The organism is Mucilaginibacter arboris, assembly GCF_009754915.1.
GTDB classification, from domain to species: domain Bacteria; phylum Bacteroidota; class Bacteroidia; order Sphingobacteriales; family Sphingobacteriaceae; genus Mucilaginibacter_A; species Mucilaginibacter_A arboris.
The window spans coordinates 39223-57444 of sequence record NZ_WPIK01000020.1 but is presented as its reverse complement, the minus strand read 5'-3'; the positions used below and the strand labels follow the sequence as shown (position 1 = coordinate 57444).

The 18222-nt window shown below is 38.0% G+C and carries 18 protein-coding genes; 4 read left to right on the top strand and 14 right to left on the bottom strand.

The genetic code is table 11. The annotated features are described in order from the left end of the window. Positions 1-205 precede the first annotated feature (205 nt). From GO621_RS17195 to GO621_RS19245, 7 genes are all read right to left on the bottom strand, one after another. Positions 206-1012: a hypothetical protein gene (locus GO621_RS17195; RefSeq protein ID WP_157569337.1), complete on the bottom strand. Its 807-nt coding sequence runs from the start codon at positions 1010-1012 to the stop codon at positions 206-208. Between the two features lie 250 nt (positions 1013-1262). Next, on the bottom strand, positions 1263-1673 hold the full coding sequence (locus GO621_RS17190) for a type II toxin-antitoxin system VapC family toxin (RefSeq protein ID WP_157569335.1): 411 nt from the start codon (positions 1671-1673) through the stop codon (positions 1263-1265). Then, positions 1670-1960, bottom strand: a complete 291-nt coding sequence (locus GO621_RS17185) for a hypothetical protein (protein ID WP_198170298.1) — start codon at positions 1958-1960, stop codon at positions 1670-1672. The genes GO621_RS17190 and GO621_RS17185 overlap by 4 nt, the downstream gene beginning before the upstream one ends. A 230-nt stretch (positions 1961-2190) precedes the next feature. After that, positions 2191-2634 carry a DUF4304 domain-containing protein gene (locus GO621_RS17180; protein ID WP_157569333.1) on the bottom strand — a complete coding sequence of 148 codons (444 nt, stop codon included), beginning with the start codon at positions 2632-2634 and terminating at the stop codon, positions 2191-2193. A gap of 522 nt (positions 2635-3156) precedes the next feature. Beyond that, positions 3157-4263, bottom strand: coding sequence for a tyrosine-type recombinase/integrase (locus GO621_RS17175; protein WP_157569331.1), 1107 nt, complete (start codon positions 4261-4263; stop codon positions 3157-3159). Next, the gene (locus tag GO621_RS17170; RefSeq protein WP_157569329.1) at positions 4256-4594 is read right to left on the bottom strand and encodes a single-stranded DNA-binding protein; all 339 of its coding nucleotides are present in this window, start codon (positions 4592-4594) and stop codon (positions 4256-4258) included. The genes GO621_RS17175 and GO621_RS17170 overlap by 8 nt, the downstream gene beginning before the upstream one ends. Then, entirely contained in the window at positions 4591-4725 is a 135-nt protein-coding gene (locus GO621_RS19245; protein ID WP_262885001.1) for a hypothetical protein, read from the bottom strand. The genes GO621_RS17170 and GO621_RS19245 overlap by 4 nt, the downstream gene beginning before the upstream one ends. 97 nt (positions 4726-4822) lie before the next feature. Here GO621_RS19245 and GO621_RS17165 point away from each other — a divergent pair, with 97 nt between their 5' ends. After that, the gene (locus GO621_RS17165; protein WP_157569327.1) at positions 4823-5980 is read left to right on the top strand and encodes a hypothetical protein; all 1158 of its coding nucleotides are present in this window, start codon (positions 4823-4825) and stop codon (positions 5978-5980) included. 33 nt (positions 5981-6013) lie between these two features. Here the strand turns inward: GO621_RS17165 and GO621_RS17160 are convergent, their stop codons facing one another. The 7 genes from GO621_RS17160 to pheS all read right to left on the bottom strand — a co-directional run bounded on the left by GO621_RS17160 (position 6014) and on the right by pheS (position 10993). Further along, a complete protein-coding gene (locus tag GO621_RS17160) occupies positions 6014-6523 on the bottom strand; it encodes a phosphoribosyltransferase family protein (RefSeq protein ID WP_157569325.1) in 510 nt (169 codons plus the stop codon). Between the two features lie 58 nt (positions 6524-6581). Continuing rightward, positions 6582-6980 (bottom strand): hypothetical protein, encoded by a 399-nt coding sequence (locus GO621_RS17155; RefSeq protein ID WP_157569323.1) that lies wholly within the window; start codon positions 6978-6980, stop codon positions 6582-6584. A gap of 5 nt (positions 6981-6985) precedes the next feature. Next, positions 6986-8419, bottom strand: a complete 1434-nt coding sequence (rlmD, locus tag GO621_RS17150) for a 23S rRNA (uracil(1939)-C(5))-methyltransferase RlmD (protein WP_157569321.1) — start codon at positions 8417-8419, stop codon at positions 6986-6988. Positions 8420-8558: 139 nt separating this feature from the next. Then, complete coding sequence (locus GO621_RS17145) at positions 8559-8774, bottom strand: hypothetical protein (protein ID WP_157569319.1); 216 nt, start codon at positions 8772-8774, stop codon at positions 8559-8561. A 172-nt stretch (positions 8775-8946) separates the two neighbouring features. Beyond that, on the bottom strand, positions 8947-9525 hold the full coding sequence (locus tag GO621_RS17140) for a TetR/AcrR family transcriptional regulator (protein ID WP_157569317.1): 579 nt from the start codon (positions 9523-9525) through the stop codon (positions 8947-8949). Next, entirely contained in the window at positions 9525-9944 is a 420-nt protein-coding gene (locus GO621_RS17135; protein WP_157569315.1) for a Rieske (2Fe-2S) protein, read from the bottom strand. The genes GO621_RS17140 and GO621_RS17135 overlap by 1 nt, the downstream gene beginning before the upstream one ends. Further along, complete coding sequence (pheS, locus tag GO621_RS17130) at positions 9941-10993, bottom strand: phenylalanine--tRNA ligase subunit alpha (protein ID WP_157569312.1); 1053 nt, start codon at positions 10991-10993, stop codon at positions 9941-9943. The genes GO621_RS17135 and pheS overlap by 4 nt, the downstream gene beginning before the upstream one ends. A 928-nt stretch (positions 10994-11921) precedes the next feature. On the opposite strand from pheS, the gene GO621_RS17125 reads away from it, so the two are divergent. The 3 genes from GO621_RS17125 (at position 11922) to trhO (ending at position 18087) form a co-directional block, all read left to right on the top strand. Continuing rightward, entirely contained in the window at positions 11922-14381 is a 2460-nt protein-coding gene (locus GO621_RS17125; protein WP_157569310.1) for a DUF5686 family protein, read from the top strand. A gap of 114 nt (positions 14382-14495) precedes the next feature. Further along, positions 14496-16970 (top strand): DUF5686 and carboxypeptidase regulatory-like domain-containing protein, encoded by a 2475-nt coding sequence (locus GO621_RS17120; protein WP_157569308.1) that lies wholly within the window; start codon positions 14496-14498, stop codon positions 16968-16970. 148 nt (positions 16971-17118) lie between these two features. Continuing rightward, positions 17119-18087 carry an oxygen-dependent tRNA uridine(34) hydroxylase TrhO gene (trhO, locus tag GO621_RS17115; protein WP_157569306.1) on the top strand — a complete coding sequence of 323 codons (969 nt, stop codon included), beginning with the start codon at positions 17119-17121 and terminating at the stop codon, positions 18085-18087. Positions 18088-18222 lie beyond the last annotated feature (135 nt).

Below are 18222 nucleotides of genomic sequence, written 5' to 3'. Positions count from 1 at the left end.
GAAAAGGCTTGGCGAAGAACTGATATTTGAAACTCCTCAGCCAAAACCAAAGTTAAATTAATAATCAAAAGTTGATGCTTATTTTACCGGCTAAATTTCTGTTCCTTCTGCTGAAACTGAAGCAAAATAGCAAAACAAAAAGTTGATGTTTAATTCGTCAGCCAGTTTTTTGCCAAACCAATGTTGTGTGCCGTTTTCTTTGCCATTACAACATGGATAAATGAATTAAAGTGTCGAGTTTATAATGTGGTTTAGGTTTTGACCTTCTGTTATCGTAATTTAAACTGTCTTCTACAAAGTCACAATAATTAATTTTTCCTGTAAATTCGTTTGAGTAATAAAATTTGTCTGTACCTAAAAGTTTAAATCTCAATTTTGTTTGGTAATTTCCCGTGTTTGGCAAGGTCGTGATAAAAGAATTTGCTGTCTTTGGTAGGAAATGTTTGTCATAGTAACTGTTTCCACAATTGCTAAATCTCCAATATTGGATTGGTAACCATTGTCCACTTTTGGTAAGTCCTTGTAAAATGCAGATGTAGCTCCAATCTTGCATTTGTATAGAAACTGTGTCAGTAGTGTTGTTAATTACCCAAACTTGATTTTGTCCTAAATTATTTTTTATATGTGCTGAGTCAGCTTGTTTTTTGTAATAAAGTTTTTGCTCAAATACTTTATCAAGTTTTTGTTTGCTGGTCATTTTTTCCCATTCATTATCATGCAATGTATAGTCAGTTGTGTCAAGTGCTTTTGATCTTTTTCTTGAAAAATCCTCATCAAATGAAATGAAATTAGTCGCCTTAAAGTTTGTGTCAACCAAAATTATGAAGCCGTAGTCAACGTTTTTGATTGGTGGAATACGTTCGTCAATACCATGTTCATACCAGGCGCTTTTCATCAATCCTTTCAAGCAATTAAAGCGTTCATTAATTGATTTGTCGTCAGTTTTATTTTTTGTCTGACAACTGCCAAATAAAAAAACTACACAGGAAATAAATAATATTGAATACTTCATTTAGTGTTTTACAAGGAAATGCATTCTTGAAGGGTTTCCACAAAATGGCACACAACGGAAAAGGCTTGGCGAAGAACTGGAAATAGAAACTCTTCCGCCCAAAACCAAAGTTAAATTAATGTTCAAATATTGATGCTTCTTTTACCAGCTAAATATTGATCCTTCTGCCGAAACTGAAGCAGAATAGTAAAACAAAAGTGATGTTTAATTCGTCAGCCAGTTTTTTGCCAAACCAATGTTGTGTGTAGTGCTATTTCTTCGCTAAAGTTGTCCAATCTTCAATAACAATATTATCAAGTCTGTTTAAATGTGCAACATTGTTAGTTACCATAATCATTTCATTTACAATTGCCGTAGAGCCAATTAAAATATCGAAGTCATCGATAAGCAATCCTTGCTTTCTCAATTTTACTTTTTCTTTTGCATATATATCCAGTGAATTGTAAACGGGAAGAATAGCAAATTTGGGGATAAATGCTTCCACAATAATTCGCATAGCTTCAACAGTCTTGCTATTTTCAATTCCGTATTTTAACTCTGCAACCGTAATTTCAGAAATGAAACAATTTTGTTCACCTACTTCTGCAATTTTCTTATTTAGCTCATACTGTCCTTTAATGAAAAATATACAGATGTTGGTATCGAGCAAATATTTTTTCAAAGTGTTTCAATATTACGGTTAAAAACTCTCGATGCTCTAAGTTCTGCAATGATTTCTTCTGCAGATTCATCAGATTTGTATGCGCCAAAAAGAGATTCTAAAGGCGTTTCGGGAGTTGTTTCCGTTTCCTTTAAAGACTGTGAAAGTTTTGAAATTAGGTCAAGTTTGCTATCTGAGTTAAGATTTTTTAAAAACCCGTAGTAATAGTCAGCAAGGCTAATATGTTGAGTTGAGGAATTCATATGAAATATTTTTCCTAAAGTTACAGTGTTTCGTGTTATTTTCAAGTACAGCGGTTGACAGCATTACACACAACGGAGAAGGCTTGGCGAAGAACTGGAATTTGAAACCTGTCAGCCAAAACCAAAGTTAAATTAATAATCAAATGCCGATGCTTCTTTTACCAGCTAAATTTTAATCCTTCAGCCGAAACTGAAGCAAAATAGCAAAACAAAAGTTGATGTTTCATTCGTCAGCCAGTTTTTTGCCAAACCAATGTTGTATGACGTTCTTTCAATCAAACTTCAAGGTATTCCTTTACTTTTAAAGGTAGCAAGTTTAACAGAATTGGTTTTTCTTCTATTTCTTTCAAAACATCGTTTTCACAATTAATTTTGCCAAGTTCAACTTTGAGGACATTCCTAACAATGTCAGTAAGCTGAATAGTTCTTGTTTCAGAGTCAATATCATTTTCAAAGTCTAATAAACTTTGTATCAATTCATTTTCTTTCTTGTCTGGAGAACCTAATCTATGAAAAACGTGTATTGATACTCCATCATATTCAAGATTTACAAAATTAAAACCATAATTGATGTAATATAATTTACTATATGAAGACCTCTGTAAATAAATAATTTTTATTATTTCTTTTCCAAGCAGTTTCCAGTAATTACCAACTCTTTTAAAGCCTAACGGTTTAAATTCCTTGTCAATAATGCTTACTAAATCTTTTTTATCCACTTGTTAGTCGTCGTTTACGTTTGCTATTGAATGGCATACAACGGAAAAGGCTTGGCGAAGGTTGGGAATTTTCAGCAAAAAAGTTTAGTAAAAGCAGTAAGTTCATAAAAGTACAAATTTTAGTAAAAGTATTTTCGCCCAACTTTTGCCAAACCCATGTTAGCCGCTTTTTGTGTTTTTGCTTTTTTGGGACAAAAAAATCTTTAGCAAACTTTCTCGGGCGAAAACACAAATTGCGCCTAACTCATAAATATACGCACCTTTCGGCACCTCAGTTACAAATCTAAAATATTTATTTTCACAGAAAAATTGTATTTCATATATAAATTCAATTGCTTTAATATCAGCTTTTTATAATTTAAAAAATGGCTTAAGCTATATTAGTTTTGCCGCCAAACAATACAAAATACGTACTTCGCTTTTTTGTATTGCCGAAAGTTGAACAATACAAAATGCGTACTTCGTTTTTTTGTATTGTCGAAAGTTAAACAATACATAATGCGCACCTTTTATTTGCAGCAGCTAAAGTTTATCCAACGGGCTTTTAACGTTTTTTAAACTCTGCTGGCTTACATGGATATAACGCAGCGTAGTTTTAATATCGTTATGCCCTAATAATTCCTGGATGAATTTAATATCAGTTCCGTTTTCTAATAAATGGGTTGCAAAACTGTGCCGCAGGCCGTGTACGCTAATATCTTTATTAATGTTTGCCTTTTTTAAAGCATTTTTAAAAACTTTTTGTACACTTCTTATGCTGTACTGCTCGCCGTATTGGCCTTCAAACAGATGCTTTTTAGGTTTATAGGCTTTATAATATTCCCGTAACTGTTTTAGCACACTCTCGGGCAAATTGGCATAACGGTCTTTTTTCCCTTTGGCCCTTTCTATAAAAACCTGCATCGTTTTACTGTCAATATCAACAATTTTGATGTTTACTATTTCACTCACCCGTAAACCCATTCCATAGCAAAGTTTTAGCATGAGGTTGTGTTTCAGGTTTTCTGTTACGGTAAAAAGCTTACTAATGTCTTTCGTAGAAATTATTTTGGGAAGCAGGGCAGGTTTTTTAGGACGGGGAATTTCAAAAAACAATTTTTCCCGGTGCAGCACTTGCTCAAAATAAAACTTAACGGCGTTTATGCGGCTGTGCAGCGTGTTTTCAGAAAGTTTTAAAGTGTTGGTACAATACAAAAAGTAACTGCGCAGCCTGGTTGTGCCGAGTGTGTTTACGGGTACGCTTTTCAGCAGGTAAAGCAGTTGTGCAAATTCGTTCCGGTATGTTTTGACCGTGCTTTCACTATAAGTTTTTAGTTGAAGTGTTTCGATAAAAAACAGAAGGGCAGGCTGGTTAACGGGATGGATAAGTGATAATACTTCTTTGCCAACCGGATTAAGCGGAAGGTTAAATTTATGGCGGTTAGTTTGGTTATGGGTTACATACCAGGCTTTTTTAGACTGGCTCCACTTAACACCGGCAAGTTTTTTAACTTCTTGATTTAACTTACTGTTATGTTCAAAATAAATAAATATCACATCTTTATCAGCATGCTCCGCTGTTTCAAACCTGCATAAAGGCTCCTGTATTTCCAATCGGTTTTCTATACCAGTAGTTTGTGCTTCAGTCATTTTTTTTGTCCAGCATAATCAATTGTTCCGCCACAATTTCTGTGGTGTACCGTATTTTACCTTCTTTGTCTTCAAACTGCCGGGTTTTTAGTCTGCCTTCTATGTACACCAGGCTTCCTTTATGCAAATACTTTGCAGCCAGTTCTGCCAGGCTTCTCCATAATACAATGGTATGCCATTCGGTTTTAGCAGCTGTTTGTCCGTCCTTATCTTTAAATATTTGGGTAGTGGCCAAAGAAAATTTTGTTACAGCTATATTGCCGGACAATTGCCGGTTTTCCGGGTCTTTACCTAAATTGCCTATTAAAGTTACCTTATTAAGTCCTCTCATGCTAATGCTTTGGTTGCTGCAAACATGTTGGCAGCAAGCGTGGCAGTAAAATTAGGTTGTGTAGCAGCTACCAACAAAACAAATATTATAATAATTAAACTAATAATTAAATTATAAATATAGTTAAACATTTGCTAAACCTTTAATACTGTTTAACCCAGCCAGAATTTAATACACTAAAACATTTGTAAGTACGTTTATAAATTTGTTAAAATCATTTATATCCCATTGTTTCCTACCGTTTCAAAATCTACTAAAAAAACTATTTTTAGCACTTTTTCTGCAAAGTTTTGCCTGGTATATGCTGTTTTTATCACCCTTTTTTTTACCTCAGGTGTTCAGGCCCAAATAGGGCCGATTGTGCTTACACCGCAAAAGCTAATTACAATACCTAAAGAGTTTTATATTGCTCAAATAACAGACGAACGGCCGGAACAAAAAGCAGTAGCATGGATTTACCCGGCGGCTATCAACCTAAAACAAAAAACAGGTTTACAGGCGGTTGATTTAAAAGGAGGAGGATTAGCTGCTATTCAGGATTTTATCTGGCAAAGTTTGCCCAGTGATAAAAAACTGCGTCCGGTTTTAATGCATATAAAAGAATGCAGGGTAACAGAATCGCTGTCAGCGCAAAATAGGGTAGAAGGTAAGGTTGCCCTGTCTTTATCGTTTGATTTATTGGCCGGAGAGGGCAGTATTTTTCTCACTAATTATCGCATTGACAGTAAGTACACCAGGCCAGACAATCAAATTAATGTACCTGCATCCATGTTAAGCAGTTCGTTAAACGCTGCGCTAAAATATTTTAATACCTGGATGGACAGCCAGGCCAATAACAACCCGAAGTTGGCCAGAGAAGTTAAAGTTACTTTTAAAGAGTACCAGCAAAAGCAGGAGGGCGATACTATTTATTATGCTGTAAACCGTCCGTTACGATGGGACGATTTTCAGGATAAACCCCGCGGCAGTAAATATGCAGCCTCCGTTTTCCCGAGTTTTGGTTTTGAAGAAAAAACGGAAATTGCAAACGGTGTAATCAGTATAAAACTCGAGATGAAAACTTTTGTGCCCAAAAGCGGCTGTTGGGTAAAAGATTTTAGCCGGGATGATTACACGCTCAATCATGAACAACGGCATTTTGATATTGTAAAAATAATTGAACAACGGTTTGAGCAAAAAATACGTGCTACGCCATTATCCGTTTTAAATTATGAGGGCATTATTAATTACCAGTTTTACAATTATTTTGGCGAGATGAACCATTTGCAGGACCAGTATGATGATGAAACGCGGCACGGCCTAAATACCGGCGAGCAGGAACGTTGGAACCAGCGGATTGACCAGGAATTAACGGCATTGGGTATTAAAGCAAAAAATGCTTCCTGATTTTTTGCCGGTAAAAACAGTATGGCCAGGAATTTATCTCAGGTAAACCGCGTCTTCTTCGCCGTTTTCATCCAGCACCACGTCAACATGTTCTTTTAAAACGGTAGAAAGTGCCAACCCGGTAAAATCAGTAGCAATCGGAAAGCTTTTGTGGTTACGGTCAACCAAAACAACGGTACGTATTTTTTTTAGCGGAATATTCAGGAAAATACCAAAAGCATAAGCCAAGGCCTTTCCCGAATTCAATACATCGTCCACTAAAATCAGCACTTTGTTGCTGCAATCTTCCAGCGGGACACTTAAAGAACCGTTTAGGCTTGAACTAAGTTTGTCCAGGTCAATACTAATCAGCGTAATTTTAAAAGGAGCAATTTCTTCCAGGATGCTTTTTAACCGTGTTGCCAGCCGGTAACCGCGGGCTACTACACCGGCTAAAATGATCTCGGTTTCTTCAAAATTATCTTCCAATAGCTGATAGGCAATCCGGTTGATTTTTTGCTGGACCTGGCGACTGTTTAAAACAAGGATTTTTTTATCAGACATAAGTTTTAGGTGGATAAAAGAAGCATCAGATTGAAATAACGGTAAGATAGTTTAAAAATCAATCTTTAGCATACGGAAAGAAAACGAAATTAGCGCCATCGGGTACAATTACAAACACGCACATAAATTTATTGGGGTTTTTATAAGTATCCATAAAGCGTTGTTTCAGTTCTTTTTTGATGACACCGCGTTCCATAAATTCTTCTAAGGTAGAAGCTTGAATAGTCCAATCTGTATTCATTTCAAAACGGTCAAAAATAACTTCGCCTAAAGCAACTTCATGTTGATGTGCGATGAAAATCGGATATTTGGATAAGCCTTCCACCATAATTTCCACCGCAATTTCTTTGATGGAATCGCTCAGGAATTTTAAATCAACTTCCAGACTTTCCAGCGGGCTTCTTTTCTTTTTTTCCTCTTCGCTGCCACCTTCCTGCAATAAATCTTCGGGGTTCATTTTTGTTATTTTTTTAACTGTAAAAGAAGCACATTTTCTACATGCTGCGTATGCGGAAACATATCAACAGGCTGTATTTTTACCACTTCGTATTTTTCTTTCAGTACCAGCAAATCTCGCGCTTGTGTTGCCACATTGCAACTTACATATACAATTTTTTCGGCTTCCATTTCCATCAACCGGTTTACTACATCCGGATGCATTCCTGCGCGCGGCGGATCGGTAATAATGACATCAGGCCTGCCATTTTTAGCGGTAAAAGAAGCATCCAATACATCCTTCATATCGCCGGCAAAAAAAGTAGTATTGGTAATGTTGTTAATGGCCGAATTTACTTTTGCATCTTCAATCGCACTTTCAACATATTCTATTCCAATTACCTGTTTCACTTTTCCGGCAATAAAATTGGCAATGGTCCCGGCGCCGGTGTATAAATCGTAAACCAGTTCATCACCTTTAAAACCGGCAAAATCTCGTGCAACTTCATACAATCTGGTTGCCTGGTGCGAGTTGGTTTGATAAAAAGATTTCGGGCCGATGCGGAAACGTACTTTGTTTATGCCGGTAAAATCAGTGCGCATCTCTTCATAAATAAAATCGCGGCCAGAGTAAGTCAAAACTTCCTGATCAAAAATCGTATCGTTTTTCTTTTGGTTGATGATATACAACAGCGAAGTAATTTGCGGAAAACTGCTTTTGATAAATTCCATCATTCCATTGATTTGTTCCTGTTCGATGTAAGCAAAAACCACAATCACCATTAATTCCCCGGTAGAAGAAGTACGGACAATCAGGTTGCGTAAAGCGCCTTCATGGTTGCGCAAATTGTAAAAGCTGATGCCGTTTTGCATGGCAAAATCACGAACGCTGTTTCGGATATCGTTGGAAGGATCAGCTTGCAGATGGCATTTCTGAATATCCAAAATCCGGTCAAAATAAAGCGGAACATGGAAACCGAGCGCATCAGTTGTAAAATTTTCGCCGCTGCTGATTTCTTTATTCGTCAGCCATCTTCGGTCAGAAAAAGTAAACTCCAATTTATTGCGATAAAAACGGGTTTCCGGCGAAGGCAAAATTGGGATCAAGCTGCTTACATCAATCTTTGCAATCCGTTCCAAAGCATCCGTAACGGCTTTTTGCTTGTAATGCAACTGCGCTTCGTACGTCATGTGTTGCCATTTGCAGCCGCCGCAATCGCCAAAATGCTGACAAAAAGGTTCTGTCCGTAAATCAGATGCTGTTTTTAAGGCAACAATTTTAGCTTCACCAAAATTCTTTTTTCTGCGGAAGATCTCCACATCTGCTACATCGCCCGGAACGGCTTTTTCTACAAAAACCACCATTTCTCCGGCCCGGCCAACGCCTTTTCCTTCTTCGGCAATATCAAAAATGGTTACGTTTTCTGCTACGGTTTTTTCGCGGGGCGATGATCTTCTCATGGACCGCAAATTTAGGGCTATTTTTAGTTTTAGGAAATGGAGTTGGAGAGAAGATTTTTAGGTGGTAAAAGAAGTATTGGCTTTTACTTCTCGCAATCCATTACGGAATTATATAAATTGTGACAAAATTTAAGCGAATTCATGCTTTCGTTTTTAACCTTTGTTTAAGATTATAAACCAAAGCAATAAAACTTACAACAAAACAAAAGACACGAATTATATTAAACAGGATTTTCCAGTGAAAATATAGGCTTACAAAACCTAATAATAGAGTAATTATTAAAAAGGCAAGCCCTGTTAAAATAATTATTTCTTTCCTGCCAAGTTTCTTTTTATCGATGGCTTTAGAGTCCATTTAAGTATTATTAAAAATACTAACAATTAATTGTAAAATGCGAACCTATTCTTGCTGTTGTACTAAATTAAGCAGAATGCACGATATTGCAATGTATATTTAAAAAATAAAATAAGTCTTTTTCTAAACGGATAATAGCTGGTAGGTTTTAAAAAAGAAGCATTGGGATGCCCTACTTCAAAGCCGCCTTAACCAAATAAGGCAAAATCTCTTTCTGAAAACTTACAAAATTCTTCCGCACATCCGCATCACTAACCGAAGTAAAAGCAAAACTAAAAACAATGCTTTTGCTTGATTTAATGAGAAAACGAAGCCTTGCCGGAAAAGTATCATTAATATGCAGTTCGCTTACACCAGTGAAAGAGTGATAAAGCAGTTCTTCCAGTTCGTTGGAAAGCTTCTTTAAAAAATCCTGTGCATTGGCAGATTCGCGGATAAAATCCCAGCCAATAAACTCATTACAAACTGTGTAAGAAAGGCGGCTGGTTTTCATGATGAGGTTGGTCAGGTGTTTTTCCTCATCCATATCTATCGCACTGTTCTGGATCAAATCGTCCACACTTAAACGAATGTAATCCATCAGCAGAACCTGTAAAATAGCTTCTTTGCTGTCGAAATATTTATAAATAGTTGCCTTGGCAACCTTGGCCTTCCTGGCAATTTCGTTTACACTGGTTTTATGGTAACCAAACTTCCGGTAAAGCTCTCTCGCAGCCTGCTTGATGCTTTCTGTTGTTTTGTCGGTTTCCATCAATTGCTCACAAAGATCTGATTGATGCTCACATTTACAGAATATGAACGCAGATAGCGTGTTGCCGGTGCTTTTACCGGCGAACCATCATCCAAAGAAAACTTAGAACCGCTGCAAGGGTCGGTCGCGGTTAAGGTCGGACTGTCTAACGTAACAGCGCATCTGTTTTCCGGCATATAACTGCTGCAGCGATCATAGGCAACGTAACCTGTAGTTGGACTGTGGTAAATAATCAATCCGCAAAGTCCATAACCATCGATGGTTACAGCGCCGCCAACAACAGAAAGCCGGCTTAAACGCGGATCAGACAAAGGCGCACTAAAATTCACCTGTACGTAAGGAATAGTACCTTGGTTAGTTTTTCCGCAGGATAGAAAAACCAGGCATAAAAGAAGTATGGGTGCAATTTTTTTGATCAACTTATTTCGGTTTGAAATTGTTTAAGGAAACGGATATCGTTTTCAGAAAATAAACGCAAATCCCGTATCTGATATTTTAAATTGGTAATTCTTTCTATGCCCATACCAAAAGCAAAACCGGTATATTTTTCAGGATCGATCCCGCAGTTTTCCAACACATTCGGATCGACCATACCACAACCTAAAATTTCTACCCAGCCGCTGTATTTACACATCTGGCAGCCTGCACCTTTACAAATGCTGCACGATACGTCCATCTCCGCAGAAGGTTCTGTAAAAGGAAAATAGGAGGGACGGAAACGTACTTTGGTCCCTTCTCCATATAATTCAAGTACAAAATGATAAAGGGTTTGCTTTAAATCGGCAAAAGAAACATTTTCATCCACATATAATCCTTCCACCTGATGAAAAAAGCAATGCGCACGGGCAGAAATAGCTTCGTTACGGTAAACGCGGCCCGGCATAATGGCGCGGAAAGGTGGTTTTCCGGCTTCCATCATCCGAACCTGGACAGATGAAGTATGTGTACGTAAAGCAATATCGCCGGCAGCCTCACCAGAATCCGCCGGACTTTTTTTGCTGATAAAAAAAGTATCCTGCATATCTCTTGCCGGATGTTCTTCCGGAAAGTTTAAGGCGGAGAAGTTGTGCCAGTCGTCTTCAATTTCCGGCCCTTCGGCAATAATAAAACCAAGGCGTTTAAAAATATCAATGATCTCGTTTCTGACCAGAGAAAGCGGATGGCGCGAACCTAATTGGAAACCTTCTCCGGGCAGTGTTAAATCGTCTTTTAAAGCAGTTTTTTCCGGCTGCGTTTCCAACTGTTCTTTCAGGCTTTGGTATTTGGTTTCGGCTAATTGCTTAAACTCGTTCAGCGTTTTACCAAGCGTTCGTTTTTCTTCCGGGCTTACGGTTTTAAACTGATCAAAAAGATCTTTGATCAATCCTTTAGTGCCTAAAAAACGGATCCGGAAAGCTTCCAGTTCAGCAGCACTGTCAGGATGGAAAGTATTAATTTCTGTTGTGTATTGTGTAATTTGCTCTTGCATGATAAATACCCGAAAGCACTGCGCTATTTTAATTAAAGTACAAAAATAAGGGTTATAAACTTATTTGTTGTTTTTTAAACAAAATGAACGTTTTTTATTTTGAAGGATGCTTTGAACAGGCCAATCATTATACTTCTTTTATCGCATAAAAAACACAATAAATAGCTGTAATTAGCTTTTTAAATAAAGGTGTAATTACCTATACCTTTGTTACTATAACAAATGTGTTTGTTAGGGAAGTTGTTTAAACTTTTAGGCTTCGTTTAAATAGGTACAAGGTCCTTCGATATGTTCAGGACCGTGCCCATGCTTCTTTTACCGGATAAAAACTGGTGTTTGCCTGCATTTAAATAATCAAAAAAACAATGGTCAACATTTTTAGGTGATAAAAGAAGCATCAGCCTAAAAATCAAAAAAACAAGGCCTGCTTAAAATTTATTCCCTAATTTTTTGTATGCTTCTTTTTTTGGCTAAAGCCGCTGCCTGTGTTTCTACCACCCACGGCCTGAAGGCCGTGGCAATTTTAAAGCGTAGTTTTTACGACAACCTTCCAACGCTGGATTGCTCTGTGCGGACAGGACGTCCGGGCCAGGTTCTAATTGGCCGTTTCCACGGCCTTCAGGCCGTGGACAAAGGATAACCGGCAACAGGCCTTAGCCAAAAAACCAAAACCACCAAACATTTAAAAATCATGGCATAAAAGGGGCATCAAACAAAAAGACAAAATTTAAACATGCCCTAACATTTTTGAGGTGATAAAAGAAACATCAACTACAGAAATTAAAAACCAGCGGTTAATATTTTTTAATCGATAAAAGAAGCATCAACCCAAAAAAAGAGGGCCAAAAAAAAGTTTAAACAAGTTCAGGTTTAATTATTTTTAGATCAAACTTTTTTTCGCCAATTATATCTTATTGTTTTGTGTTTCATGCTAAAACGTTTACTTTTTGTTTGTTTACTGCTGTTTCCTGTTCTTGCTTTTGCCCAACAGGCAGAGGTAACCGGCACTATTACAGACAGTACCGGTAAACGCCTGCCATTTAGTGCAGTTTTTGCAGAACATACTACTTTAGGTACCCTGGCTAATGAGCGTGGCTTTTATCGCCTGAGGCTGGCACCTGGTACTTACACACTTATTTATCGTTTAATCGGGCAGAAGCAAAGTTCGGTTAAATTAAATTTAAAACAAGATACGGTAATAGATATTAAACTTGCCCCGGAAATTTACCACCTAAAAGAAGCATTGGTTACAGATGAAGACCCGGCTTATGCCATCATCAGAAAAGCAATTGCCAAACGGCAGTTTTACCGGAAACAGGTGGATGGCTATTCGTGCAATGTTTATTTAAAAGGGGTTCAGAAACTGGTGAGCGGGCCAAAACGTTATTTGAAAGACAACGTAATTAAAGCGCTTAGTTTAAATAAAAACGGCAGCAGCATTGTTTATGAGTCCGAAGCCAGTTCACAATTCAACTTTTCCAGGCCAAACAAAGTAAAAGAAGTGTTGCTGGCTTCACGCACTGCCGGAGACCACGCTTCGCTTAGTTTTAACCGTGCCCTGGATATAAAAACTGATTTTTACGATAACCTGGTGCATTGGGACGCCCTGAGCAACCGTTCGTTTGTTTCGCCTATCGCCTCTAATGCCCTGGCTTTTTACCGGTATAAGTTAGTAGGAAGTTTTACAGAAAACGGCCGGCTGGTCCGTAAAATAGAAGTAATTGCCAAACGTAAAAGCGACCCTACTTTTAACGGTTATATTTATATTGTTGATGGTATTTGGCGCATTCACAGCCTCGATTTAAAATTATATAAATTAGCCAATATTAATTTTGTAGATTCCCTTCGGCTTACGCAACAGTATTTTCCGGTTATTGGTGATGTATGGCAACCTTCTTCCGTCCGCTTTTATTACCGTGGTAAGGTATTGGGTTTTGTTTTCAGCGGTTATTATGAAGGGGTATATACTGATTACAGGATCAATCCAAACTTCGCGCCTGATTTTTTTAATAAACAGGTAATGGAAATCCCGAAAGAGGCTTCTAAAAGAGATTCTGTTTACTGGAACAATAACCGGCCGGTGCCCTTAACCCAACAGGAAGAAATATATTATTACAACAAAGATAGTTTAGGCCGAAAACGGCAATCTATACAGTACCTGGATTCGGCAAAAAAGGTTAACAATACATTTTTGTTTGTACCCTGGGTTTTAAACGGATACACTATCAAAAACCGCAACGCTACTCAAACATATAATATCCAATCGCCAAAAGATATTGTTTTTTATAACTCGGTAGAAGGTTGGGGCGTTAATGTAGCGCCGCGTTATAAAAGGTTTGCTACAAATGGTAAAACTTTAGACATTAGGCCAATAGTCCGTTATGCCTTTGGGTTAAAACTTTTAAACGCAAACGTTTATGCTTCGTATCGTTATAATCCAATGAAGCAGGCCAGTATTTATGGTAAAGTCGGAACAGATTTTCTCGATTTAAATAATTCGGGAACAGTCAGCCTTTTTCTAAATACCTTGAGCAATTTGTTTACCGAGCATAATTTATTAAAGCTGTATCAGTCTAAATTTATACAGGGCGGAACGCAGGGCGAAGTAGAAAACGGTATTTTACTGAACGGTTTGCTGGAATATGCTGATAGGCGCAGCCTGAATAATCTTAGTACAAAGTCTGGTAAAGACAGTACACAGGTTACACCGCGTTATGGTTTCCCGCCACAATCAAACAACCCTTTAGATCCTGGAAGTGATGTGCCGCTTTTTCCTCGTTATCGTGCACTTTCTTTCAGTGGTTCGGCTACTTTTACTTTTAACCAGCAATATACTATGCGGCCGGATGGCAAATATATTGAACCAAGCCTGTATCCGAGGGTGCGTGTAAATTACCGGAAAGGTTTTCCAATTTTGGGTTCGGATGTAAATTATGACTTTCTTTCGGTCGATGTTTTTCAGGACAGGTTCCGCATGGGTATTTTGGGTTATTCGTCCTACTATTTTTCGGCAGGCTCATTTTTAAATTATAAAAGTTTGTACTACCCGGATTACAAACAGTTTCGCGGCGGCCTGCCTTTTGTTTTTGATTCTTCACTGGGCAGCTTCCACTACCTCAACTATTATTTATACAGCACCAACCGCAATTACCTGGAAGGCCATTTCGAGCACGATTTTGGCGGCTATTTATTAAACCGTTTGCCATTTATACGTAAGTTACGGTTGGAAGAAATTGTTGGCGGTTCTTTTTTGACCCAACGCATTTTGCCCAATTACCATGAGTTTTACTTCGGGATAAAAAAACTGCTCGTCAGGTTCGATTATGGCTTTGCTTTTAATGGAAACCAGAAAATTTACCAGGGTTTCCGCTATGTTTACAGCTTTTAAATCCCTTCTATATTTTATATCGGTAAAAGAAGTATTTATTGTATAAAATAAATTGCTTCCTGTTCAAAACAATTTTGTTTTAAAGTGCATCTTTGTTAGCAGTACGCCATCAGCATGAAAAAAACTTTATTACCGTTCATTATTGCCCTGTTATTTATTTCTAATGCCTTTTCACAGCAGTATCTTGTTTCCGGCAAAATAACAGATGTTCAGGGAAACCCAATTCCGTTTACTTCCATCTACCTAAAAAATACAACAAAAGGGACTTCTGCTAATGACCGGGGTTTGTACCAGTTACATATCAGTCCGGGAACTTACGATATTATTTACCGCTACGTTGGTTACAAGGAGAAGGTGGAACACCTGACTATAGAAAACAGCGATCTGAACCACGATGTAGTGTTGGATAAAGAAATTTACCAGCTAAAAGAAGTATCTGTTAATGGCAACGGAGAAGATCCGGCTTATGCCATTATCCGAAAAGCCATCCGAAAAAGAAAACAGTATTTAACAGAACTGAAAGCCTATTCCTGCGACGTGTATATTAAAGGGATGCAGAAACTGTTAAGCGCACCAAAAAAGATTTTAGGCCGTGATGTACAGAAGGTTTTGCAATTGGATTCTAACCGGAAAGGGATTATTTATTTATCAGAATCCGAATCGCACTTTAATTACGAAGCGCCAGACAAGGTTAAAGAAATTATGGTTTCTTCTAAAATTGCCGGCCGCAACAACGCTTTTAGTTTTAACCGCGCTTCAGACTTACAGTTAACGTTCTATAAGAACCTGATCGAATTTAATGGCCTTACAAACCGTGGTTTTATTTCGCCCATTGCCGATAATGCCTTGTTTTATTATCGCTATAAATTATTAGGGACGGATGTAATTAACGGCCACACGATCGATAAGATACAAGTGATACCGCGCCGCGAATACGATCCTGTTTTCAGGGGGAATATTTATATTGTTGATGGTCAGTGGCGCATTTACAGTGTTGACCTTCATCTTACCAAAAGCTCCCAGATCAATTTTGTGGATACTTTGAATTTAAGTCAGCAATATATTCCGGTTAAAAACAACATCTGGCAGCCTGCGTTTGTGCAGTTTGGCTTTAAGGGAAAAGTTTTAGGTTTTAAGTTTGATGGCTATTTCCTGGGGATTTACAGCAATTACAATGTTGACCCGAAGTTCCCTAAAAACTTCTTTAATGGCGAAGTGATGAAGGTCACGAAAGAAGTGAACAAAAAAGACTCTGTTTACTGGAATAAAAACCGGCCCGTGCCGCTAACAGCAGAAGAAAGGTATAATTATAAATTCCGCGACGATACGGCCGGCAGAAAGCAAACCAAACATTATCTTGATTCTTTGGAACGTGCCAACAATCAATTTAAAATATTGCCATTTTTGATTACAGGCTATACCAAAAATGACCGTTATGACCATACCTCTATTTCTTTTCCGGCTGCTTATAAATTAATTCATTACAATACGGTTGAAGGTTTTGCTGTAAATTTAAAAGCTACTTATACCAAAAGTGATGAATACCGGCGCGCTTTTTCTGTTACGCCAAATATCCGCTATGGGTTTTCAAACCATATTTTAAGTTTGAATGCGGAGGGTACTTATCGTTATGACCCGATAAACCAGGGATTTATTTTCGGTAAAATTGGTTCTGATGTGCTTGACCTGAATAATCTGGGCACACAGAGCTTATTTATCAACTCGCTTGGAACCATATTGTATAAAGAGAATTATTTAAAACTTTATCGCTCCGAAGCTGCCATGATTGGTACGCAGCGTGAAGTTACCAATGGTATTTTGCTTACCGGGCAATTAGAATATGCCAACCACAAGCAGTTGTATAACACGACAATGCTGGATAAAATTTATAAAGATAATGACCTGACTTCCAATAATCCCTTAAACCCATCCGCAGAAACGCAGTTGTTTCCCGAATATCAATCTTTAACTTTCTCGGCCTCTGCTTTGTTTACTTTCAATCAGCAATATACTACCCGCCCCGACGGCCGTTTTTACCAACCTTCCAAATACCCGCAGGTTAGGTTAAATTATCGCAAAGCTTTTTCGGTTTTGGGTTCTGATGAAGATTATAATTTTGGCTCCATTAACGTTTTTCAAAACAGGATCAGGCTGGGTTTATATGGTTATTCGTCCTTTCTGTTTTCAGCCGGCAAATTCTTTACCCGGAAAGAACTTTTTTATCCGGACTACAATCACTTCCTGGGTAATGAAAGCTTAACGTTTAATCCAACCATCGGCGCGTTTCACTTTCTTGATTTTTATCCTTACAGTACCCGTACACAGTATCTGGAAGGCCATTACGAGCACAACTTTTCAGGGTTCCTGCTTAACAAAGTGCCTTTTATACGGAAATTTAAGTTAGAAGAAATTATTGGCGCTGCCTATTTGTCCCAGCAACCTGCTATTGGCAGCTTAACAAAAGCTTATAACAGTTACTCAGAGTTTTATATCGGCCTTCAGCGTTTTATTTTCCGTGTGGATTACGGCATCGCTTACAATGCTGAAAAGAAAGTACACCAGGGTTTGCGTATTTATTATGGATTTTAGGAAAGGGGGAAAGGATAAAGGAGGAAAGGCGAAAGGATAAAGGGGGAAAGAGCCTTTCAACCTTTTACCTTTCGCCTTTCAACCTTTCCCCTAAAAACCTTATCTTTGCGCTTCATTTTACGCTGTTTACACCAGTATCAATGTTGTTATGAAATACCAGACCCTTCTTTATTACTGCTACGTAACGATAGAAAACGGCGGGCAGTTTGCAACCGATCATTTACAATTTTGTAAAAGCTTAGATTTATTAGGCCGCATAATTGTGGCTGATGAAGGTTTAAACGGAACAGTTTCAGGCACTAAAGAAGCTTGCGAAACTTATATGAAAACCTTGCATGCAGATCCGCGGTTTGCTAAAATTGATTTTAAGGTTGATGATGTTGCCGAACCTTCTTTTATCAAGATGCACGTCCGATACAAGTCAGAAATTGTACATTCCGGTCTGCTCGACCCTAAAATGATCGATCCAACTAAACAAACCGGCATCCATTTGGAACCGTTGGAGTTTATGGAGATGAAAGACCGTGATGATGTAGTTGTGCTGGATGTTCGTTCTAATTACGAGCACAACCTGGGCAAGTTTAAAAACGCAGTAACTTTTGATATAGAGAATTTCCGCGATTTTCCAGAAATGATTAATCAGCTTGCTTCTTTTAAAGACAAAAAAATACTGACTTATTGTACCGGTGGCATCAAATGCGAAAAAGCTTCAGCATTGTTACTGCAGGAAGGTTTTGAAAATGTTTACCAGTTGCACGGCGGTATCATCAAATACGGGAAAGAAGCAGGCGGAAAAGATTTTGAAGGCAAATGTTATGTTTTTGATAACCGCCTGTCGGTCGATGTAAATTCGGTAAACCCGGTCGTTATTTCCCGTTGCTTTAACTGCGGAAAAGAAACACCGAAAATGATCAATTGTGCTAATCCCGAATGTAATGAGCATTTTACCCAATGCGAAGAATGCGGCTGGGAAATGGATGGCTGTTGCTCTATACCATGTAAAGAACATCCGCGTAAACGGGTTTATGACGGGACCGGTTATTATGTAAAAGTGCCCCAACCGGTAAATTTAGCTGCAAAAAAACACAAGGCCGCTGTACAAGTGCAAGGCGGCTAACTTGTATAATTTTTATAAGGAGGAATTATTGCGATGCTTCTTTTATGCACTTGTTTTTTGTGCATAAAAGAAGCATCGGTTTTATGCCCTTAAAGATATTTGTTAAAATTGCATTACTTTTTGCAAATAAAGGAG

Bases quoted from the DNA above. Each gene is read 5' to 3' on its own strand.
- GO621_RS17195 (WP_157569337.1), bottom strand. From the start codon at position 1,012: ATGAAGTATTCAATATTATTTATTTCCTGTGTAGTTTTTTTATTTGGC.
- GO621_RS17175 (WP_157569331.1), bottom strand. From the start codon at position 4,263: ATGACTGAAGCACAAACTACTGGTATAGAAAACCGATTGGAAATACAG.
- GO621_RS17170 (WP_157569329.1), bottom strand. From the start codon at position 4,594: ATGAGAGGACTTAATAAGGTAACTTTAATAGGCAATTTAGGTAAAGAC.
- GO621_RS19245 (WP_262885001.1), bottom strand. From the start codon at position 4,725: ATGTTTAACTATATTTATAATTTAATTATTAGTTTAATTATTATAATA.
- GO621_RS17160 (WP_157569325.1), bottom strand. From the start codon at position 6,523: ATGTCTGATAAAAAAATCCTTGTTTTAAACAGTCGCCAGGTCCAGCAA.
- GO621_RS17155 (WP_157569323.1), bottom strand. From the start codon at position 6,980: ATGAACCCCGAAGATTTATTGCAGGAAGGTGGCAGCGAAGAGGAAAAA.
- rlmD (WP_157569321.1), bottom strand. From the start codon at position 8,419: ATGAGAAGATCATCGCCCCGCGAAAAAACCGTAGCAGAAAACGTAACC.
- GO621_RS17145 (WP_157569319.1), bottom strand. From the start codon at position 8,774: ATGGACTCTAAAGCCATCGATAAAAAGAAACTTGGCAGGAAAGAAATA.
- GO621_RS17140 (WP_157569317.1), bottom strand. From the start codon at position 9,525: ATGGAAACCGACAAAACAACAGAAAGCATCAAGCAGGCTGCGAGAGAG.
- pheS (WP_157569312.1), bottom strand. From the start codon at position 10,993: ATGCAAGAGCAAATTACACAATACACAACAGAAATTAATACTTTCCAT.
- GO621_RS17125 (WP_157569310.1), top strand. From the start codon at position 11,922: ATGCTAAAACGTTTACTTTTTGTTTGTTTACTGCTGTTTCCTGTTCTT.
- GO621_RS17120 (WP_157569308.1), top strand. From the start codon at position 14,496: ATGAAAAAAACTTTATTACCGTTCATTATTGCCCTGTTATTTATTTCT.
- trhO (WP_157569306.1), top strand. From the start codon at position 17,119: ATGAAATACCAGACCCTTCTTTATTACTGCTACGTAACGATAGAAAAC.